This window comes from Streptomyces sp. NPDC001604 (assembly GCF_042893475.1).
Lineage (GTDB): Bacteria > Actinomycetota > Actinomycetes > Streptomycetales > Streptomycetaceae > Streptomyces.
Map to the genome: position 1 here is coordinate 167,532 of NZ_JBIAUY010000010.1, position 19,447 is coordinate 186,978.

The following is a 19,447-nucleotide window of genomic DNA, read 5'->3' on the forward strand; positions in this document are numbered from 1 at the left end:
ATTCGGCCCGGCGGCAGTGAGTCGAGGACGGGGGAATCCGTGAAAGAGCCCGACACTCCGTCGGCGGTGGGTGAAGCCGCCTTCGAGGAGATCCTGGACCAGGCCCTGGACTCGCCCGAGCTCTCGGAGGCGATCGGCTGTGCCGTCACAGGGGCGACCCGCGGGCGACTTCGCGCCGAGGCCCTGCAGGCGCGAGCGCCCATAGCCGGCGCTGCCGCCGTCGAGTACGACCGCTATCTGCGGCTGTGGACCTCCGCCGTCGAGGGCGACCACGAGCAAAGGCTCGATGATGACTCGCCCCGTGCTGCACACGAGGAAGGCGGCGGACTGCTGGCGACGCTGGCGGTCCTGGTGCCGAGCCTCGGAGCCGTTGCCGCGGGTGTGTTCCTGCTGACCGGGTTCAGTCTGCATGCCCTGGACGCCCGCCCGCACTTGGGCGACGGGCTCATCGCGGTGGGCGTGGTCGCCGCCGCCGTCGCGGCAGGGGCGACTCTGGGCGATCTGGCGTGGCTGCTGACGACGGCGGCCCGCAACCGCGCACCCGCCGAGGGCGCGGAGCCGCCCGATCGGGACGCCGCGGTGCGCCAGGCGCAGGAAGCCTGGCAACTGGCCCTGCTGGAGCGGGGACTGCTCCCCTTCCTGCTCGGCCGACTGGACACGGCGGGCCCGCCCGAAGCCGGGAACCCCGACCAGCAGGGGTGACCCATGCCGGGGGTGTCTCGGCCGGGCGGCACGATCTGCGCGGCGGTGGCGTGGCTGCCTGGAGTAGATCTCCAGCGATCAGCGGGCCCTCGCCGTTGGCCGCATCGGGCGCTTCGGTCCGTGCCCCGGCCGGGCCCGTCCGCCGGTCACGGGCCGCAGCCGGACGCGGACGTCCAAACCACCGCCGGGAGCGGCGTGGAGGGGTGATCTCACCACCGGAGGCGTGGACGAGGTGGCGGACGATGGGCAGACCGATGGGCGAAGTCCCACACGTGGGCGAGAATGTCCGCCTTCGACACGACCTGGCCCGCGTGCAGCGCGAGATGCTCCAGGACCGCGAACTCCTTTGCGGTGAGCACCACTTCGGTTCCGGCCCGCGGTCGTCGGTCTACGCTCCGGAGAGCGCGCTGACGCCGGTCCGGGTGCCGAGGTAGACATGGTCGCCGGAGAGCACGGGCGAGGCGAAGTTCGGCAGGTCGCCCACCGCGAAGTGCTGCCGGACCCGGCCGGTGTCCGGATCGAGGGCGTACAGCGTGCCCGTCTCGAAGTCGGTGACCCAGACCGCGCCGCCGCCGATCACGGGCGAGCCCGCCCGCTGCAGGGCCGTCCGCCACCCGGTGGTCATCGTGCCGTCCGCCCGGACCGTCAGCTGCAGCAGCCCGTCGGAGCACGGCACGTAGACGGTGCTGCCGGTGAAGGCCGCCCCTCCGTACGCCGGGCAGGCTCGGGTCTGCGCGAGCTGCCCGCCGATGCCGCCGAGGTGGTCGGCGGCCAGCAGATAGGCGGTGCCGCTCTTGCCGACCGTCAGGACGAAGCGGCCGATCCGCACCGGGGTGAGGGAACCCAGGTCGGCATCGGCCGCGTTGTCACGGCCCCAGTCGGAGGGGGCGAAGTAGTCGGTACGGTGCAGACCGGCAGAAAGTGCCAGGACGGAGTCCGTTCCGTCGTAGCTCCCGCCGGTGGACTCGCCGTTGCCGACGGACACCAGGAGCCGTCCGCCGTCGACAACTGGTCCGCCCGGCGCCCAGATGCCGCCCATGCGCTGCGTGGGCACGGTGTACGAGGCGACGGGACCTGCGCCGGTGACCGAGACCGAGACCACGGAGCCCCGGTAGGACCCGCAGTCGCCGTACAGCCCGCCGTACGCGATGTACACCCGGCCCGCCAGCAGGGCGAGCGCGGCACGCTGCTGATGCGCCGAGCGGTCGCCGGCCGGGGGCTCCACCTCGCGGTCCACCTTCTCCTGGCCCGTCCCCAGGTCCAGCCCCACCAGGCGGTGCCGCCCACCTGCGGTCTCGGCGACGGCGAAGACGAGCCCCGTGGAGGCGTCGTAGACGGGCGTGCCGGTGATGCCCAGCGGGTCGATGTTTCCGCACCCCAGACCCGATTGCGGCTGCGGTGTGCCCAGGTGGCGGTGCCACAGGACGCGGCCGGTGTCCTGAGCGAGGGCGTAGACGGTGTCGTTCTCGGTGGCGGCGACCACCTTGCCGCGCACCACGAGCGGCTGGCCGTACACCGCGCCGTCGAGCCGGGCCGTCCAGGCCGACCGGAGCGTACCGAGCGCCGGTGTGCTCGGGGCGTACCCGCTGCGCAGTCCGTCGCGGTGGTACGTCGTCCAGTCGGACTGCCCGGCGGGCGCCGCCGACCGGCTCTGCGAGGGCAGCGAACGCGGGGCCGGTACGGGGCTGTCGTCCCCCGTCGAACACCCGGCGGCCAGCAGACCGCCGCACAGCACCACCGCCGCGAGCCGCCGCACCATCACCGTCGCCCCTTCCGCCGCAGAGGAGACCGGGACGTGTCCCCTCTCCTCCACTGTGCCCGGCACACGCGCGAGGTCGTCACAGGAACCCGCGTCCCGCGGGACAGCGCGTTTCGCCAAGAGAGCACCAAGGGGCGGTCAAGGTGTCCGGCACACCTGTCCGCACAGACAACCCCCGGCCGCCGCCTGCCATCCTCAACTACGCGAAGGTGAACAGGTCGGCCACCGGGGCCGGCCATCTTTCGCCGTCCCGACCGCAGCTCGGCAGTCCTACAAGATGTAGGGTGCTCTCGCCCTACAAGGCGTAGGGCGGGGTGGACGGCATGCACGCGGGAAGAGAGATGAACAAAGTACCGCGCACCGATCATGGTGGCCGGCCAGGGGGATGCGTACGGCACCCTCAGGAGCTGCGCTCCGACCGTGAGACGGCCGAGGCCCGGGCCGAGATCGGCGACCCGCCCTGCGAGACCGCACCCGGCGCGCTCGGCCGTACGCCGGTGAGGGACCTCGCCGAGGCCGCCTCCGGCTGGCGTTCGTTCGGACTACGCGGTACAAGGGGTCGGGCACGCGACGGCCCTGCCCCGTACCCCGTCCCCACCCGTACCGCTCCCACCGCCCACTCCCCAAGGTGACCCCAGTCATGACCGCCCAGCAGCAGTCGGCCCTGATCCCCCGCCGGCGCTCCGCCCCCGAACCACCGCCCGCCCCCTCCCGGCTGCGGGCGCGGGCAGCCGCATTCACCGTCTGGTATCTGCGGCTGATCGCCCTCCTCAACATCGCGGCGGTCGTCTCCGTGCCGTTCCGGCGCGAGGTGGACGAGCACAACACCGGCCGGATCTACGCCTCCCATACGGCTCACCGGTTCCACGCGCACCATGCGGGTGAGTACTTCACGCCGTACCTGGCCACCGCCGGCCTGGTCTCGGCCGCGCTCGCGATCTTCCTGTCGCTGGTGATGCGGCGCAGGAAGCGGGCCGCCTGGACGGTCAACATGGCCCTTGCCGGGCCGCTCTTCGCACTGTACGTCGTCGCACTCACCCAGGACCCGTTCCGGAGGCACGTCTTCAACTGGGGGTCGGCCCTGCTCACCGGCCTGTTCGTGGCCGCGCTGCTGATCGGACGCCGGGAGTTCGAGGCGGTCGGGGACCCGTCCAACCCGAAGCTGGCGCTCGCCTTCGGAGCGGGTGGCATCCTGGTCAGCGGCACCATCGGCACGCTGCTGGTCGGCGCGACCAACAAACTCCACGGTGCCACGCTGTTCGACAAGGTCGCGTACACGCTGCTGCGTGGCATCAGCGTCGGCCCGCTCGCCGACCGCGTGCATGCCGTGCAGGCGCCCCGCTGGGTGGACGTCATCGTCAACATCATGGTCGCGGCGACCTTCTGCCTCGTCCTGTACGTCTTCTTCCGCTCGCCCCGCGGCCGGGACCTGCTCGGGGCGGAGGACGAGGAGCGGCTGCGCGCGCTGCTCGACCGGCACGGCGACCGCGACTCCCTCGGCTACTTCGTGCTCCGCCGGGACAAGGCGGTCATCTGGTCGCCGACCGGCAAGGCCGCCGTCGCCTACCGCGTGGTCGGGGGCGTCACCCTCGCCTCCGGCGACCCGATCGGCGACCCGGAGGCATGGCCCGGCGCCATCGACGCCTGGCTCGCAGAGGCCCGCCGGCACGCCTGGACGCCCGCGGTGATGGGTGCGAGCGAGGAGGCCGGCACGATCTACGCCCGGCACGGCCTGGACGCCCTCGAACTCGGCGACGAGGCCATCGTGGACGTCGCCGACTTCACCCTCGAGGGCCGCGCCATGCGCGTCGTGCGTCAGGCGCACAACCGGGTGCGGCGAGCCGGGTACACCGTGCGCATGCGCCGCCACGCGGACATTCCCGACGACGAGATGGCCACGCTGGTCGAACGCGCCGACCAATGGCGCGACGGCGCCACCGAGCGCGGCTTCTCCATGGCGCTCGGCCGGCTCGGCGACCCCGGCGACGGAAACTGCGTGATGCTGGAGTGCCACGACGCCGAGGGCGAGTTGCGGGCGCTGCTGAGCTTCGTGCCCTGGGGCGAGCACGGGCTGTCCCTCGACCTCATGCGCCGCGACCGGGACGGCGAGAACGGCCTCATGGAGTTCATGGTCGTCGAGCTGCTGCTGCGCGCAAAGGAGTTGGATGTACGACGGGTGTCGCTGAACTTCGCCATGTTCCGCGCCGTCTTCGAGCGCGGCGCACGTCTCGGCGCCGGGCCGGTGCTACGGCTGTGGCGCTCGATCCTCACCTTCTTCTCCCGCTGGTGGCAGATCGAGTCCCTCTACCGCGCCAACGCCAAGTACCGGCCGGTCTGGGAGCCCCGCTTCCTGCTGTTCGAGAAGACGGCGGACCTGCCGCGCATCGGCATCGCCAGCGCCTGCGCGGAGGGCTTCCTCACCCCGCCACGCCTGCCCCAGTTCCGCAGGAGCCAGCCCGCTGCAGCAGTGCGTCAGCACGCTGACTCGGCAGGAGGAGCAGGCGCTGCCTGACCTCCTCGGCGAGCAGCAGTGAGGGCGCGGGCGACCGGCACCGGCCGCCCGCGCCCTCCGCCAATTGCCCGGCACCCGGCGCCCGTTCGGCGCGCCGGAAAACCCTGCGCGCGCAGCCGCCGTCCGGCATACGCTGACGCCCGCTGTCTGCCGAGGAGGATGCATGGGGATCCGAAGCCTGACCCGTGGCGAAGCCGAGCACCGGGCCGCGCTGTTGACCGTCGAGCGGTACGACGTGGACGTCGACCTCACGGCGCTGCCCGACGGACCCGAGGTGCGGTGCGTGTCCACCGTGACCTTCACCTGCCACCAGCCGGGCGCCGAGAGCTTCGTGGACTGCGCGGCACAGGTCGTCGGCGCCACCCTCAACGGCACCGCTCTCACCCCCGGCGATGACGGCCGTATCCCCCTGCCCGATCTGGCCGGGCACAACGTGCTGCGCGTGGAGAGCGTCCAGGCCGACACGGCCGCGGGCGAGGGCGTGCACAAGGCGACCGACCCCGCCGACGGCGAGGTCTATGTGTGGATGAGCTTCGAACCGGACGAGGCCCGGTTCGTCTGGGCATGCTTCGACCAGCCCGATCTCAAGGCCCCGCACGCCTTCACCGTCACGGCCCCCGCCGCCTGGACCGTCACCAGCAACTCCGGCGAGGCACGCGTCAAGGAGCTGGGGACGGCCCGCCGCTGGACCTTCCCGGACACGCCGCCGCTGTCCACGTACAACACCGTGGTCAACGCGGGCCCCTTCCACGAGATCCGCCGCGAGGCCGACGGCCACGACCTCGGTCTGTACGCGCGCCGCTCGCTCGCCGAGATCCTCGACCGTGACGCCGACGAGATCTTCACCCTCACCCGACAGGGTCTCGCCTTCTACGGCGAGGCCTTCGCGATGCCGTTCCCGCAGCGCAGGTACGACCAGGTGTTCGTGCCCGAGTTCGGCGGGGCGATGGAGAACTACGGCTGCGTGACCTGGTCGGACGTGTTCCTGCGGAGGGCTGTGCCGACGCCGGCCGAGCGGGAGCTGCTCGCCAAGGTGCTGCTGCACGAGATGGCACACATGTGGTTCGGCAACATCGTCACCATGCGCTGGTGGGACGACCTCTGGCTGAACGAGGCATTCGCGGAGTTCGCCTGCCACTGGGCCGCCGAGGGCGCCACCCGCTACACCGACGCCTGGGCGGGGCACCTGGTGAGCGACAAACTCAAGGCCTATCTGGCCGACCAGGGCCCGGTCTCCCACCCGATCCACCAGCCCATCCACGATGTCGCACAGGCCGCGTCGATCTTCGACAACATCACCTATCCCAAGGGTGCCTCGGTCCTGCAGCAGCTCATGACGTATGTGGGCGAAGAGAGCTTCCGGGCCGGTATGGCCGCCTACTTCGCCCGCCATGCGTGGGGCAACACCACGCTCCAGGACCTGATCGACTCCCTCGGCAAGGCAAGCGGACGAGACCTGGACGGCTGGCGCACCGCCTGGCTGGCGACGGCCGGCACCGACCGATTCTGGCTGGAGCGCGACGGCGGGAACGTCACCCTGGTGACCGCCGGCACCCCACGCCCCCAGGTTCTGGCGGTGGGCGCGTACGCCCGGAACGGACAGGCGCTGGAGCGCACGGCGCTGGAACGCATCGAGGTGACACAACCCCGTACCCCTGTCGCCGGCCTGCCTCCCGCGCCGGACGTCCTGCTGATCAACGACGACGACCTGACCTTCGCCACGGCCCGCCCCGACCCCACGACCCGGGACGCCCTCTTCCGTTCGGCCGCGGAGCTGCCCACGGCCATCTCCCGGGGTGTGGCCGCCGCCACCGTGTGGGACATGCTGACCACGGGCGAGGCCACAGCCATGGAAGCCGGGCAGTGCATCACCGCGGTCCTTGCGGCCGAGACCTCGGACGCCGTGATCGAGCCGTATCTGACCCTCGCCGCGAACATCGCCGAACTGTGGGCGCCGCCCGGCGAACGGGCGGAGCTGACGGCGGCGGTGGCCAGAACCTGTCGGGACCTGGCCGCGGACCCCGGCCGCCGCCAGGTCGCCCTGCGCGGGCTGGCCCGTACCGCCACGACCGACGAAGACCTCGCCTGGCTGCGCGAACAGGCGGGCGACGACGTCGACCTGCACTGGCGCGCGCTCGTCCGCGCGGCCGAACTGGGCGGGGACGTCTCGTCCGAGGCCGCCCTCCTGCTGGAACGCGACCCGGACCCCGACGCCTGGACCCGCGCCCTCACCGTGCGGGCCGCGGTGCCCGACGCCGCCGCCAAGGCCGAGGTCTGGCAGAAGCTCGTCGTCGACCGCACCGTCCCCGTCTCCGCGGTCGGCCAGGTGGCGGCGGCCTTCTGGCGTCCCGCCCAGGACGACCTCCTCAGCCCCTACACGCAGCGCTATCTGGAGGTGATCCCCCATCTGCACCAGGGTGGGATGATCCCGGCGATGGGGTTCACGAGCCACCTGTTCCCGCCCCACGCCATCGACTCGGGCTACATCGAGACCGCCCAGCAGATCTCCGCCGAGGCGGCCCCGGTGGTCCGCAACACACTCCTGGAACGCTCGGACACGGTACGCCGCATGCTGCGTTCGCGTTCCCGCAGGCCCTGACCGTTCCTGCGGGACGCCCCGACCGTACAGGCCCGGCCGCATCTCCCTGCGGCCGCGCCTGAGCGGACGGTCAACCCCTGCCGGTACGGGGAACGGTCAGTCGTCGGCCCGGTGAGCTGCCGCGAACTCCCGCAGTTTGTCCGCGGGGGCGTTGAACCTGTCGTGGTCGCCGACGGTCGGCCCGGACGACGTGTACTGCCACATCATGTACGTCGACCAGCCCGCCGGAAGTTCGCCCACCGTCGAGCCGTACCGGGCGACCCACAGGGGGTTGGTGGAGCCGAAGCCCTTGTAGCCGCCCGTGCAGTTGTTCCACCAGTTCGTGGCCGTGTAGATCACCGCGGTGCGGCCGGTGCGGGCCTTGTAGCGGTTCAGGAAGGCACGGATCCAGGCCACCATGCCGCTCCTGGTCTTGCCGTAACAGGCGTCGCCGTAGGGGTTCCACTCGATGTCGAGGGCACCGGGCAGGGTCCGGCCGTCGGCGGACCAGCGCCCGCCGTGGTCGACGAAGTAGTCGGCCTGGGCGGTACCGCTGCTGGAGTCCGGGGTGGCGAAGTGGTACGCCCCGCGGACCATGCCGACGCGATAGGCGCCGTCGTACTGCTGGGCGAAGTAGGGGTTCTGGTAGGACGTCCCCTCGGTGGCCTTCGTGTAGGACCAGCGGGTGCCGCTGCTCCACAAGGCGGACCAGGCGACGTCGCCCTGGTAGCTGGAGACGTCGACGCCTTCGGTCTGGCCGGCCTGCAGGGGCGGGGGGTCAGGATCGGGGTCGTGGTGGGCGCCCATTCCTTCGTACTTTCCGACGCCCATTCCCATGTAGGCGCCGCCGCGCACGGGCGGATCGGGCCAGGGTCCGGCCGCCGAGTACGCGGGCGGCATGGCGGGCAGGGTGAGGAGGAGGCCGGTCAGGGCAGCGATGAGACGCCAGCGCGAGCGGCCGTGCTGAGGACGGAAGCAGCTTGGCACGCAACCCATCTGACCCCGGGGGGCGCCGCACCGCACGCCATGTACCGCCCAATGAAGGCATTCCAGGCGTCGGAGTACTCCAATGGGTGTGACCGCATGCCCCTGCAGGAGGAGGTACTGGGTGGTGTCCGCGACCAGGGGACGTCCTCAAGGGCTGTTCGTCGGTTTGTGCACGCTGGACGTCATTCAGCTGGTGGACCATGCGCCGGCTTCGAACGAGAAACTGACGGCTCGTGAGCAGGTCGTCGCGGCAGGCGGTCCGGCGGCGAACGCGGCCGCGGCCTTCAGCCACCTGGGTGGCACGGCCCGGCTGCTCACCGCGATCGGCTCCCATCCGCTGGGGCTCGGGATCAAGGAAGACCTCGGCGGCCTGGGCGTGGCCGTGTCGGACCTGGCGGCGGAGTCGGCCGAGCCGCCGGCCGTGTCGTCCGTTCTGGTGACTGCGTCCAGCGGGGACCGCGCCGTCGCCTCGACCAACGCCAAGGGCCACCGGCTCACCCCACCCGACGATCTCGACGTGCTGGTGGCCGCCTGCGACATCGCAGAGTTCGACGGCCACCACATGGACCTGGCCTTGACCGCCGCCCGGCTCGCGCGTACCGCCGGCCGTCCGACCGTCTTCGACGGGGGCAGCTGGAAGGACGGCACGCAGAACCTGCTGCCTTTCATCGACGTGGCCGTCTGCTCGGCCGACTTCCGGCCGCCCGGCGCGAGCACGCCGACGGACACGCTGCGGTTCCTTCGGGAGCACGGGGTCGTCTGGTCGGCGGTCAGCCGTGGAGGGCGGTCGATCATGTGGGCGGGCCCCCACAGCGGTGGGACGGTGGACGTGCCCGCGGTCCGTGTGGCGGACACACTGGGGGCAGGTGACGTGCTGCACGGGGCGCTCGCTCATCACCTCGCCGTTCAGGGACCTCTGACGTCGGAGGGCTTCGTGCAGGCACTGCGGGGTGCGGCCGCGGTGGCCTCGCGGGCGTGTGCGTCGTTCGGCACGCGCGCCTGGATGCAGGGCGGTTGAGGCCACAGCCATTCGCCGGGCACCCTGCCCCACTTGTGGTTGAAATTTCAAACCCAGATCGGCTCATCCATCGCATGGATGCTCCGGATACGGAATTCGGATCGCGTCAAGGATGGCGGCCAGGCTCCGGAGGGGCCCATAGTCGTCCCAATCCGCCACCCGGCTGTCCGGACCAGCCGTCGTCGTGCGGCCGTCCCCTGCATGCCGAGCGCAGATGGCGCCCCTGACGAGCATGCCCGCTTCCGTACACCCTGCCTGGAGTCGCCATGCCCGGTTCCGTCCCGCCGCCCGCTGCCGCCGCGGCCGAAGACGCCGCTCCGTCACCCGTGGCCGTATCGGGTCCGGCCCATCGGCTGCGGGTGACCCTGCTGATGGCGGGCAGTTGTCTGCCGATCCTGGGTGCGGTGCTCATCGCGCCGGTGCTGCCGAAGATGCAGGACCACTTCGGATCCGTTCCGGGCGCCAAGGCGCTGGTGCCCCTCGCGCTGACCGTCCCGGCGCTGGCGCTGGCGCTGCTGGCCCCGTTCGCCGGGGTGATCGTGGACCGGCTGGGCCGCAAGCGTCTGCTGATCGTGGCGACCGTCCTGTACGCGCTGTTCGGCACGGCGCCGCTGTGGCTGGACTCGCTGGGCGGCATCATCGCCAGCCGTGCCCTGGTCGGAGTCGCCGAGGCCGCGATCATGACCTGCTGCACGACTCTGATCGGCGACTACTACAGCGGTCACCGGCGGGTGAAGTACCTCGCGCTGCAGACCATGTGCGCCTCCGCGTCGGCCACCGTCTTCTTCGTGCTGGGCGGCGCCGCCGGATCGGCGGGCTGGCGCGTGCCCTTCTGGGTGTACGCCGTCAGCCTGGCGCTCGCCCCGCTGATGGCGACCGCCCTGCCCGACCCGGCTGCACGTCCGGCTACCGTCGAGGCACCGGCCGCGCCGGAGGTCCGGCGGCCTTTCCCCTGGCGGCAGTTGCGGGGCAGCTGTGTCCTGACCTTCTTCGGTGCGATGATCTTCTACACCGTGCCGGTGGAGATGTCGTACCTGCTGGACGACCTCGGGACGAAGAACTCCGGTGTGATCGGCCTCGCCACGGCGCTCGCCAGTGCCGCGACCGTGGGTGGGGCGATCACCTTCGCCCGCCTCGGGCGGTCCCCGGACGGGATGCTGCCGGCCGTTCTCGCCGTCTGCGGGGTCGGCTTCGGGGTGATGTTCATGGCGGGCAACGCGCCGCTGCTGGTCGCCGGCGCGGTGATCAACTGTGTGGGCACGGGCATGCTGCTGCCCGCCCTTCTCACCGGCGCCATGTCCCGGCTGGCCTTCGAGGACCGCGGTCGCGGCACGGGACTGTGGACGGCGGCCTTCTTCGCCGGTGAGTTCGTCTGCCCGCTGGTGCTGCTCGCCGTGGAGTCGGCGGTCGGCAGCCTCGCCGGCGCGGTGGGCGTACTGGGGCTGGCCGCCGCTCTCGTCGCGGCGGGACTGCTGGCGGCCCGCCGCCGCGCGCCCGCCGCCGAGTCCGGGGCGCTGCCGGAGTCACTGGCCTGAGAAGCTGTGTCTGATCCGTCATGCCATATTCGTGCTTGAAAGTGGCTCTGACCGGATAAGTAATGGTCTGAGGTCGTTGGACTCTCGATGCCAGGCAATCGAGTCGACAGGCAAGTACGCGTGGGCCAGGGTTCACCTCATGTCTGATCTCTCCTCACCGTGGTTGCCGACCGGCTACCGGAGCCGGCGACGAGATGGTCGGCGCGGTGCTGTCGCTGGACGTCCCGGGTACCGGCGAGGGATACGTCGAGCGGGTCGCGGTACGACGCGACTACCGCAACCGGGGGATCGCCCGCATGCTCTTGCGGGAAGCGTTCCGCACCTTCTACCGCCAGGGGAAGCGGACCTGCACGCTCTCGACACACTCGGGCACCGGTGCGCTGTCGCTGTATGAGCGGATAGGCATGACGGTCCGGCGCAGTTCCACGGTCTACAGCAAGGCGCTCGTCTCAGGTCAGTCGAAGTAGGCCGGTCTTATGGTGACGTCATGGAAGGGGACAGGGAGCCCCGGCTGCGGCTGGTCGTCGTCGCGGGCGATGACTCGGGGCCGCGATTGTGCCGGGGGTGCGGCGGTCCGCTCATGCCCTGGGCGAAGGTGACGGCTGTGTTCTGCTCGTCGGCTTGTCGTTCACGGCACTGTGAGGATTCAAGAGTCTGTGGAACACCTCCACCGGCAGAGTCAGCGTCCACCGCCCGCTGCAACGGCAAGCAGGCCGGCGTCCCGTTCGGACCGAACGAGTACAGCAACGTCGCCTCGCACCGAGCCTGGATCAGGAGAGGTCACCGGGGTGTGAGCCATGCCGGTCACATCGCCCCAGACCCCTGAGGTGTGGTCAGGCCTCCTCGAGCGACACGGTGACGGGCGTGCCGGTCTCGACCGTGCGGCTGACCGTGCAGAGCCGGTCGTGAGAGGTCTTGACGGCCCGGGGAAGAATCGCGCGGGCCCGATCCGCGCCCTCGCCGTCCGGGAAAGCGACGGAGAAGGTGACCCGGAGATCGGTCATCCGGTTGCCGAGCTCGTCATTGATCTTGTTGCCGGTCACCGCGACGGAGAACCTGGTCGGCTCGGCGTGGCGGCTGGTGGCGATGTCGACGTCGACCGCCGTGCAGCCGCCGAGCGCGGCGAGCAGCAACTCGACCGGGGTGAATTCGTCTTCCCCGTGCGGTTCGGAACCGGTCCCGAAGCTGATCGTGCCACCGCGGGCGTTCGTCGCCAGGAAGTGTCCGGTGCTGGTTCGCTCGACGGTGACGGAGCGCAGGGAGTCTTCGGTCATGACGACGACACTAAGTGCTCCGCCGATTGATTGCAGGGGCATTGAGGGGGCGGTCGGGAAGAGGAACTGCCCTCTTCCCGACCGCCCTGTGGGTGGTGGCGGCCCTGCCGCCGATGGTCAGACGCAGAGAAGGACGATCAGGCCATTGCACTCGTTGTCGCCGTCGTCACCACCACCATGGCCACGGTGACCTCTTCCTTCACCGTGGCCGTGTGCCGAGGTCCGCTCGGCAGCGGTCGTCTTTGCGGTGAGCTGCGCGGTGGGCGTCGCGTCAGCGGCGGAAGCGGCGGTCGCCGCTCCGGCCACGCAGGCAATGCCCAGCACGGCACTCACCGCGAATATTCGCGGAAGTCGGAAAGCGATCTTGTTGGCGCGGCCGAGGCGAGTGGGGCTGTTCCCCTGTGTTGTGTTCATGCAGTCACCTTGCACACCCCTGCGGCCAATTTCGCTCCGAGCGCGGCCAATTGGGTGAGCCAGGCGGAATCGGACACCTCCGCGGGTCCCGCGGCGCTTCCAGGGCGCTCCTGCGGAAGTACGAACTCGCCGTCCGGGGGCGGGACTTGCGCGACGACCCCTCTCAGGCGACGGGAGCGTCCAGGGGGCGCAGCTCGTCCGCGTACGAGACGGAGATGCGGCGCATCAGGCCGTCCTCGGAGATGTCGTACTGGCCCAGCCGCCACAGCGGCGGAGAGTAGGCGTGGATCGAGACGGCGTCGTCGGTGGCGCCGGTGAGCCGGTGGATGTGCTCGGGGCCGAAGCAGAAGGCGGTGCCGGCCTCGACGGTGACGCGCAGATGGCTGCCGCCGATGCGCGGGGTGGACTCCTCGAGTGCGCCCTGTACGACGCTGACGGCGCCGGCGGAGAGGTCGTGGTCGTGCCAGCCGGTGTCGTTCTGCCGGGTCCAGCACAGCAGCCAGACGTCGACGTAGGCGTCGCGGTACAGGGAGGCGTAGTGCCGCTCGTGGTCGGAAAAGGCCACGTGGGCGCGCCAGAGGTCCGGGCGGGCGGCGAGGTCCGTCACGAGTGCCCTCAGTTCGTGCTTGTCGAGGGTCCGCTCCGGCAGGGACTCGTACGTCATGGGTGGCTCCTTTCGGGGCTGCTCGGGGCTCGGGGCACGGTGGTTCAGGTGCGGCCGTGCAGCAGGCGGGCCGGGTTGACGGTGCGCAGGGCGTGGACGGCGGCGTCCGCGCCGAGGTCGGGGACGACGGGCGGTGCGTAGGGGCGGTCGCTGCCGTTGACGACCACGTCGATGCCGACGGCGCGGACGAGGGCGTCAACGGCGCGGGTGCCGTAGGAGGAGGTCTCGTAGAACACGTCGAAGTCGATCTCGCCGCGTCCGCCGCCGCGCGCGGCGAGCCGTTCGCCGTGCAGGGGTGCGAGGCCCGCGAGGGCGGCGAAGCAGACCCGCAGGGCCGGGTGGCGGGCGCGGCCGAAGGCGCGGAAGGCGAACCAGGAGGCGTGCAACTGCTGCACGTACGGGACCAGGGCCGGCCACCACGGCGGGGTGCCGTCGGCGGGCGGGGCCGCGCCGGGGTGGACGAAGAGGGGCTTGTCGTGGCGGGTGAGGACGTCGAGGAGGGGTGCGCAGTGCACCCAGCCCGCCGCGTCGAGGAGGGCGGTGGCGGGGAGTTGGAGGCCGACACAGCCGCGCCCCAGTTCGTGTTCCACCGCTTCCGGGTCCGGTGCCGTCAGGCAGGGGGAGGCCCAGACGGCGAAGGGGGCCGGGAGGGCGAGGGCGCCGTCGTGGAAAGCGGCCAGCAGGGGTACGGCCTCGGCGGGCGGCAGATGTTCGATGCCGAGGGGGCTGGAGAGCGACACCAGGGCCAGGTCGAGACCGTCGGTGGCGGCGAGGCGGGCGCGGGCCTCGGGGTCGTGGTCGGCGGGGTTCACTGCGTAGGGCGGTTCGCCGGCCAGGTGCAGGGTCCAGTCGTCGAGATACGGGGGCGTCGTACGGGAACGCAGCAGCTCGATGAGGGCGGGCGGCCAGATGTGCTGGTGGACGTCGGTGGGCACGCGGCGATCCTCGCTGGGGAGAGCGATGTTAAGCGATTCACTGATGCGGTTAACTTAACCGCTTAACAAGAAGCCGTGTCAACGGTGCCGAGGCGTCGAGCGGAGCGATGCGACCACAAGGCGCAGCCGCCCCGGTAGGCTTCCCGGCATGGCCAGGCCCAACAAGCGCACCACCCTCCGGGAGGTGGCCGAGGCCACGGGCCTCTCCACCGCAGCCGTCTCCTATGCCCTGCGCGGCACACACGTCTCCAAGGAGACCGAGGAACGGGTGCGCAGGGCCGCGGCCGAGCTCGGCTACGAGGCCGACCCGATCGCCCGCGCCCTGGCCAGCGGCCGTACCAGCATGGTCGGCGTCCTCGCGGGCGACCTCCAGGACCTGTGGCAGCAGCAGCTGATGGCGGCCATCGGCCGGGAACTCCTGGCCGGCGACCGCTATGCGCTGATCCTGGACGCGGGCGGCGACCCCGACCGCGAGCTGGTCCTCGCCAAGCAGCTGCGCGACCAGCGGGTCGACGCGCTGCTGGTGTCTCCGGTGGATCCTTCGGCGCAGGGCTGGGCCGCGATCGCGGACGCGCTGCCGGTGGTGGCCGTCGGCGACTCGCTGAGCCGGGCCCGCACGGCCGGGCAGGTCATCTTCGACAACCGGGCCGGCATCGACACCGTACTGGAGTATCTGCACGGGCTGGGCCACCGCCGGGTGACCGTCCTGACGCCGACCCGGCCGAGCACACCGGACCGGCCTGCCGACGTGTACGTGGGCGAGGCGGCCGACCGGCTCGGGCTGCGGGCCGAACTGGTGCCCTGTCCGCAGGAGTTGGGCGAGGCGACGGCGGTGGCGCGGCGCGTGCTGCAGGGTGCGCACTCGCCGACGGCGGTGTTCTGCTTCTCGGACTCGCTGGCGTACGGGGTGTACGCGGCCGCGGCGGAGGACTCGCTGGAGGTGGGCCGGGACGTCTCCGTGGTCGGCTTCGACGACCATCCGGTGTCGCGGGTGCTCACGCCGCCGCTGACCACGGTGGACTGGGGGCTGAGCGAGATCGCGGCTCAGGCTGCACGGCTGACGGTCGCGGCGATCGAGGGCAGGCGGGTGCGCAGGAAGCGGGTGCTGTGTGCCCCGCGGATGCGGGAGCGCGGGTCGACCGTGCGGGTCTGAACCCCGGATGAACCGAAGATAGACTCACGCGGCATGACCGTTTCCCACCCGTATCTGCGCTACGTCGCGATCGGCGACAGCCTGACCGAGGGCATCGGCGATCCGGGTCCGGCGGGCGGGCACCGCGGCTGGGCCGACCGGTTCGCCGAGATCCTCGCGCAGCAGCAACCGGGACTCACGTACGCCAATCTCGCCGTCCGCGGCAAGACCAGCGCGCAGATCAGGGCCGATCAGCTCGGTCCGGCGCTCGCGCTGCAGCCGGATGTGGTGACGGTGACGGCGGGCATGAACGATGTCGTACGGCCGCGCTACGACCCGGAGGCGGTCGCCGCGAACATCGAGGACACGTTCGCCCGGCTGACCGCCTCGGGCGCGCGCGTCGCCACCATGACCTTCCCGGACCTGGGCAAGGTGTCACCGGTCGCGCGCCGGGTACGGCCTCGCATTCTCGACCTCAACGGGCGGCTGCGGGCGCTGGCGGCACGGCACGGGGTTGCCGTCCTGGACGTCTTCCCGCATGCGTTCACGGCCGACCCGCGGCTGTGGAGCGACGACCGGCTGCATGCGAGTCCGATCGGACACGCCCGGATCGCCGCCGGCATGGCCCACACGTTCGGTCTGCCGGACCACGAGGACTGGGCCGACCCGCTGCCTCCGCTCTCCCCGGTCCCGGTGCTGCGTGCCGTGGGGGCCGATGTGCGCTGGGCTGTGGACCATGTCGGGCCGTGGCTGTGGCGGCGGCTGCGCGGCCATGTGCCGGGGGACGGCTTCACGGCGAAGAGACCCGAGCCGACCCCGGTGACGCCGCAGCGAGTCGCCTGAACCCGGCCGTAGGGCACTAATGCGAGCGGGTCTCCAGCCGGCAGCAGCAGGAGGCCTCGATGGGTACGTCCGCCGTTGCCGTGGCGATCTTCAGCTGCTGGGCCACGATCTGTGCCTCGCCGTCCTTGCCGAGCCGTACGAGGCACTCGTGGAAGCCGTGCAGTGCCCAGACGTTGGCGGGGTGCTGCTGGGCGCGCGGCAGGGTGTCGTCGAGGCCCAGGTCGGCCCGGTAGACGGCTTCGGCCTCCGCCACCAGGCCCTGTTCGAGGAGGAGTGCTCCGTAGGCGTGCCGGGTGGGCTGCATCCAGCCCCAGGGTTCGTCGTAGGGAAGGCTGTCGTCCAGCTCGATCGACCGGCGCAGGGCCGCGAACGCGGCGTCGTGGTTGCCCTTGCGGTACTCCAGCTCTCCGTCCAGCATCGCCGCGGCGATCGCGAGGATGTCCGCGCAGGTGTTGTTGAACAGCATGCGGGTCTCGGGGACCCGGGCGACCGCGTCATGGAAGAGCCGCCGCTCGGCCTCGGCCTCCTTGATCCGGCCCGTGGCGGAGAACGCCACACCGCGCGCGTAGTGCAGCATCGCCGTGCTCACGCAGTAGAGGCGCCTGTCGGCGGGCATCGGAAGGGCGAGGATGTCGTCCCAGCGGCCGAAGCGGATGAGCACGTGCACCCGCATCGCGAGGAAGCTCTCCACCCAGTCGGCCATGGGCGGGCTCTCGATCCGCAGCAGTTCCTCGGGCACGGCCGCCTCGAGCCGGTGCACCGTGTCGATGGCGTCCCGGTAGCGGCCGAGGAACATCGCTCCGTAGATCTTGAAGTGGAGGTTGTGGCACCGGTACAGGGTGTAGAAGTTCAGCGCCCCCGCCCGGGCGTGGAACTTCTCGTCGGCTTCGATCGCCGTGGTGTTGTCGGAGACGACCCGGCGGTAGTCGCCGCAGAGCACTTCCAGATGCGACGGCATGTGCTGCAGATGTCCGGCGTCCGGCATCAGACCGCGCAGCCGGTCACCGGCCGGCAGGGCGGTCTCGGGGGTCGGGGACATCTCCATCAGGTGGATGTACATGTGCAGCAGGCCCGGGTGGTGCGCGCCCGCCTCGGTGGCGAGCGCCTGCTCCAGCACCGCCCTGGCCTCGGTGGTGCGCGCACCGAGGGCCGGTGTGCCGGTGCGGATGTCCCACAGCTGCCAGGGCGTGAGGTTCATCAGGGCGTCGGCGTACAGGGTGGCCACGTCGAGGTCGCCGGGGGCCAGTCGGTGGACGGCCCGCATGCTGTCGGCGTAGGCGGTGTTCCACACCGAACACTCCTCGACGGCCGGGGCCCGCTCCTGCGGATAGCGGGAGCGCAGGGCGTCGATGAGCGCCTGCTCGACCGGGGCGGCCCCGGCGGCCTTGGCGTGTGCGCGCTGCACCGCGGCGTGGGTGCGCTCCACCGTCCGGGCCAGGTCCTTCTCGTCGAAGAACTCCCAGGGCTTGTTGTAGTTGGGGCCGAGCGCATAGGCCACGCCCCAGTCGGCCATGGCGCAGTCGGGATCCGCCGCGGCGGCGGCCTCGAAACAGCGCACGGCTTCCTCGTGGTTGAAGGCGAACGTCCAGTTCAGTCCACGGTCGAACCACATCTGCGCCTCTGACGACGAGGTCGTCACGCGTCGGCCGTGGCTCCCGAGGTCGTAGTAGTTCACAGATGACGAATTACCGCACACCGGCCATACCGCACAAGACCCACCCACTCGCCTGACAGGTACAACGCAAAGAAATCGCATGGTCTAGACCAAGAAGCTGTTTGGTCTAGTCCAAAGCATGGACGCGGTCACGGTCCGGCAGGAAGCTGGGGCACTCCCCCACCCCATCGGAGGCACACCGTGAGACGTCTTCGTGCATGCCTGGGCGCAGCCGCCGCCGTCGGACTCACCGCCGCAGGAACCACAGCCCTGGTAGCGGGCCACGCGTCGGGCGCGACCGCCGCACTCGGCAACCGCTGGTACGCGGCGGCCCCGTACCTGATGCCCCTGGACAACGATCCGCCGGATCCGGCCGCCATCATGGACGCCACGGGCCTCAAGGCCTTCCAGCTCGCCTTCGTCCTCGCCCCCAACGGCGGCGGCTGTTCCCCGACATGGGGCGGCACCGCCCCCGTCTCCTCGGACACGGCCGTCCAGTCCGTCATCAACACGATCCGCGGCAAGGGCGGCGACGTGTCCGTCTCCATCGGCGGGTACGGCGGCACGAAGCTGGGCCAGGTGTGCTCGGACGCGGCGGCGACGGCGGCCGCGTACCAGCAGGTCATCACCAAGTACGGCCTCCACGCGATCGACTTCGACCTGGAGGAGCCGGAGTACGAGAACACCGCGGCGATCAAGAACGAGATCGGCGCCGCGAAGATACTCCAGCAGAACAACCCCGGCCTGTACGTCTCCGTCACCACGGCCGGCACGGCCGACGGCACCGGCTGGTTCGGCAAGCAGATGCTGCTGGAGGCGAAGTCGCAGGGCTTCACCCCGAACAACTTCTCCATCATGCCCTTCGACGGCGGCTTCAACGGCGCGGCTTCGCAGACCAGCGCGCTCACCAACTTCAACGCCATCCTCCGGTCGACGTTCGGCTGGGACCAGGCGACCGCCTACGCCCACGAGGGCTTCTCCGGGATGAACGGGCGCAGCGACACCGGCGAGATCTTCACCCAGGCCGACTTCCAGACCGTGCTGGACTACGCCACCAGCCACAACATGGACCGCTTCACCTTCTGGTCCCTCAACCGCGACCGGCAGTGCAGCCCGCCCGACAACGGCGGGCGCACCTCCGGCACTTGCTCCAGCGTGGCGCAGAACTCCTGGGACTTCGCCAAGTACTCGGTGAAGTTCGCGGGCGCCACCCCGCCGGACTCCACTCCCACTCCCACGCCGACCCCGACGCCCACGCCGACACCCACCGCGTGCAAGACCGCCTGGAGTTCGAGCGCCGTCTACACCGCCGGCGACGAGGTCTCCTACAACAAGCACAACTGGAAGGCCAAGTGGTGGACCCAGAACGAGACGCCGGCCGCCACCGACTGGGGACCCTGGCAGGACGAGGGGGCCTGCTGAGCATCGTCCCCGGCTGAA

Annotated in this window: 17 protein-coding genes and 1 pseudogene; 10 read left to right on the plus strand and 8 right to left on the minus strand. The window is 71.2% G+C overall.

The window, feature by feature from the left end; translation table 11 throughout:
• Positions 1–39 precede the first annotated feature (39 nt).
• Complete coding sequence (locus ACFY1E_RS26645; RefSeq protein WP_389080026.1) at positions 40–702, plus strand: hypothetical protein; 663 nt, start codon at positions 40–42, stop codon at positions 700–702.
• 254 nt (positions 703–956) lie between these two features.
• Here ACFY1E_RS26645 and ACFY1E_RS26650 read toward each other — a convergent pair.
• Positions 957–1,082, minus strand: a pseudogene (locus tag ACFY1E_RS26650) (winged helix-turn-helix domain-containing protein); the annotation flags it as partial.
• Positions 1,083–1,090: 8 nt separating this feature from the next.
• The gene (locus tag ACFY1E_RS26655; protein ID WP_389080027.1) at positions 1,091–2,527 is read right to left on the minus strand and encodes a PQQ-binding-like beta-propeller repeat protein; all 1,437 of its coding nucleotides are present in this window, start codon (positions 2,525–2,527) and stop codon (positions 1,091–1,093) included.
• Positions 2,528–2,802: 275 nt separating this feature from the next.
• Here ACFY1E_RS26655 and ACFY1E_RS26660 point away from each other — a divergent pair, with 275 nt between their 5' ends.
• The 3 genes from ACFY1E_RS26660 (at position 2,803) to pepN (ending at position 7,572) form a co-directional block, all read left to right on the plus strand.
• A complete protein-coding gene (locus tag ACFY1E_RS26660) occupies positions 2,803–3,093 on the plus strand; it encodes a hypothetical protein (protein ID WP_389080028.1) in 291 nt (96 codons plus the stop codon).
• 8 nt (positions 3,094–3,101) lie between these two features.
• On the plus strand, positions 3,102–4,973 hold the full coding sequence (locus ACFY1E_RS26665) for a phosphatidylglycerol lysyltransferase domain-containing protein (protein ID WP_389080030.1): 1,872 nt from the start codon (positions 3,102–3,104) through the stop codon (positions 4,971–4,973).
• Between the two features lie 163 nt (positions 4,974–5,136).
• Positions 5,137–7,572, plus strand: a complete 2,436-nt coding sequence (pepN, locus tag ACFY1E_RS26670) for an aminopeptidase N (RefSeq protein WP_389080031.1) — start codon at positions 5,137–5,139, stop codon at positions 7,570–7,572.
• A gap of 96 nt (positions 7,573–7,668) precedes the next feature.
• Here pepN and ACFY1E_RS26675 read toward each other — a convergent pair whose 3' ends face one another.
• A complete protein-coding gene (locus tag ACFY1E_RS26675; RefSeq protein WP_389080033.1) occupies positions 7,669–8,547 on the minus strand; it encodes a lysozyme in 879 nt (292 codons plus the stop codon).
• Between the two features lie 115 nt (positions 8,548–8,662).
• On the opposite strand from ACFY1E_RS26675, the gene ACFY1E_RS26680 reads away from it, so the two are divergent.
• From ACFY1E_RS26680 to ACFY1E_RS26690, 3 genes are all read left to right on the plus strand, one after another.
• Positions 8,663–9,556, plus strand: coding sequence for a PfkB family carbohydrate kinase (locus ACFY1E_RS26680; protein WP_389080034.1), 894 nt, complete (start codon positions 8,663–8,665; stop codon positions 9,554–9,556).
• Between the two features lie 266 nt (positions 9,557–9,822).
• The gene (locus ACFY1E_RS26685) at positions 9,823–11,091 is read left to right on the plus strand and encodes an MFS transporter (RefSeq protein ID WP_389080036.1); all 1,269 of its coding nucleotides are present in this window, start codon (positions 9,823–9,825) and stop codon (positions 11,089–11,091) included.
• Between the two features lie 146 nt (positions 11,092–11,237).
• A complete protein-coding gene (locus ACFY1E_RS26690) occupies positions 11,238–11,558 on the plus strand; it encodes a GNAT family N-acetyltransferase (protein ID WP_389080192.1) in 321 nt (106 codons plus the stop codon).
• 366 nt (positions 11,559–11,924) lie between these two features.
• Here the strand turns inward: ACFY1E_RS26690 and ACFY1E_RS26695 are convergent, their stop codons facing one another.
• The 4 genes from ACFY1E_RS26695 to ACFY1E_RS26710 all read right to left on the minus strand — a co-directional run bounded on the left by ACFY1E_RS26695 (position 11,925) and on the right by ACFY1E_RS26710 (position 14,378).
• Positions 11,925–12,365 (minus strand): OsmC family protein, encoded by a 441-nt coding sequence (locus ACFY1E_RS26695; protein ID WP_389080037.1) that lies wholly within the window; start codon positions 12,363–12,365, stop codon positions 11,925–11,927.
• Positions 12,366–12,482: 117 nt separating this feature from the next.
• A complete protein-coding gene (locus tag ACFY1E_RS26700; RefSeq protein WP_389080039.1) occupies positions 12,483–12,779 on the minus strand; it encodes a hypothetical protein in 297 nt (98 codons plus the stop codon).
• 163 nt (positions 12,780–12,942) lie between these two features.
• Positions 12,943–13,443 carry a cysteine dioxygenase gene (locus ACFY1E_RS26705; RefSeq protein ID WP_389080041.1) on the minus strand — a complete coding sequence of 167 codons (501 nt, stop codon included), beginning with the start codon at positions 13,441–13,443 and terminating at the stop codon, positions 12,943–12,945.
• Between the two features lie 44 nt (positions 13,444–13,487).
• Positions 13,488–14,378 (minus strand): amidohydrolase, encoded by an 891-nt coding sequence (locus ACFY1E_RS26710; RefSeq protein WP_389080042.1) that lies wholly within the window; start codon positions 14,376–14,378, stop codon positions 13,488–13,490.
• A gap of 148 nt (positions 14,379–14,526) precedes the next feature.
• On the opposite strand from ACFY1E_RS26710, the gene ACFY1E_RS26715 reads away from it, so the two are divergent.
• Both ACFY1E_RS26715 and ACFY1E_RS26720 read left to right on the plus strand, forming a co-directional pair.
• Entirely contained in the window at positions 14,527–15,531 is a 1,005-nt protein-coding gene (locus ACFY1E_RS26715; protein ID WP_389080044.1) for a LacI family DNA-binding transcriptional regulator, read from the plus strand.
• A gap of 33 nt (positions 15,532–15,564) precedes the next feature.
• Positions 15,565–16,353: an SGNH/GDSL hydrolase family protein gene (locus ACFY1E_RS26720; protein WP_389080045.1), complete on the plus strand. Its 789-nt coding sequence runs from the start codon at positions 15,565–15,567 to the stop codon at positions 16,351–16,353.
• 16 nt (positions 16,354–16,369) lie between these two features.
• Here the strand turns inward: ACFY1E_RS26720 and ACFY1E_RS26725 are convergent, their stop codons facing one another.
• Positions 16,370–18,028: a hypothetical protein gene (locus ACFY1E_RS26725; protein ID WP_389080047.1), complete on the minus strand. Its 1,659-nt coding sequence runs from the start codon at positions 18,026–18,028 to the stop codon at positions 16,370–16,372.
• 180 nt (positions 18,029–18,208) lie between these two features.
• On the opposite strand from ACFY1E_RS26725, the gene ACFY1E_RS26730 reads away from it, so the two are divergent.
• The gene (locus ACFY1E_RS26730; RefSeq protein WP_389080048.1) at positions 18,209–19,429 is read left to right on the plus strand and encodes a chitinase; all 1,221 of its coding nucleotides are present in this window, start codon (positions 18,209–18,211) and stop codon (positions 19,427–19,429) included.
• Positions 19,430–19,447: the final 18 nt, after the last annotated feature.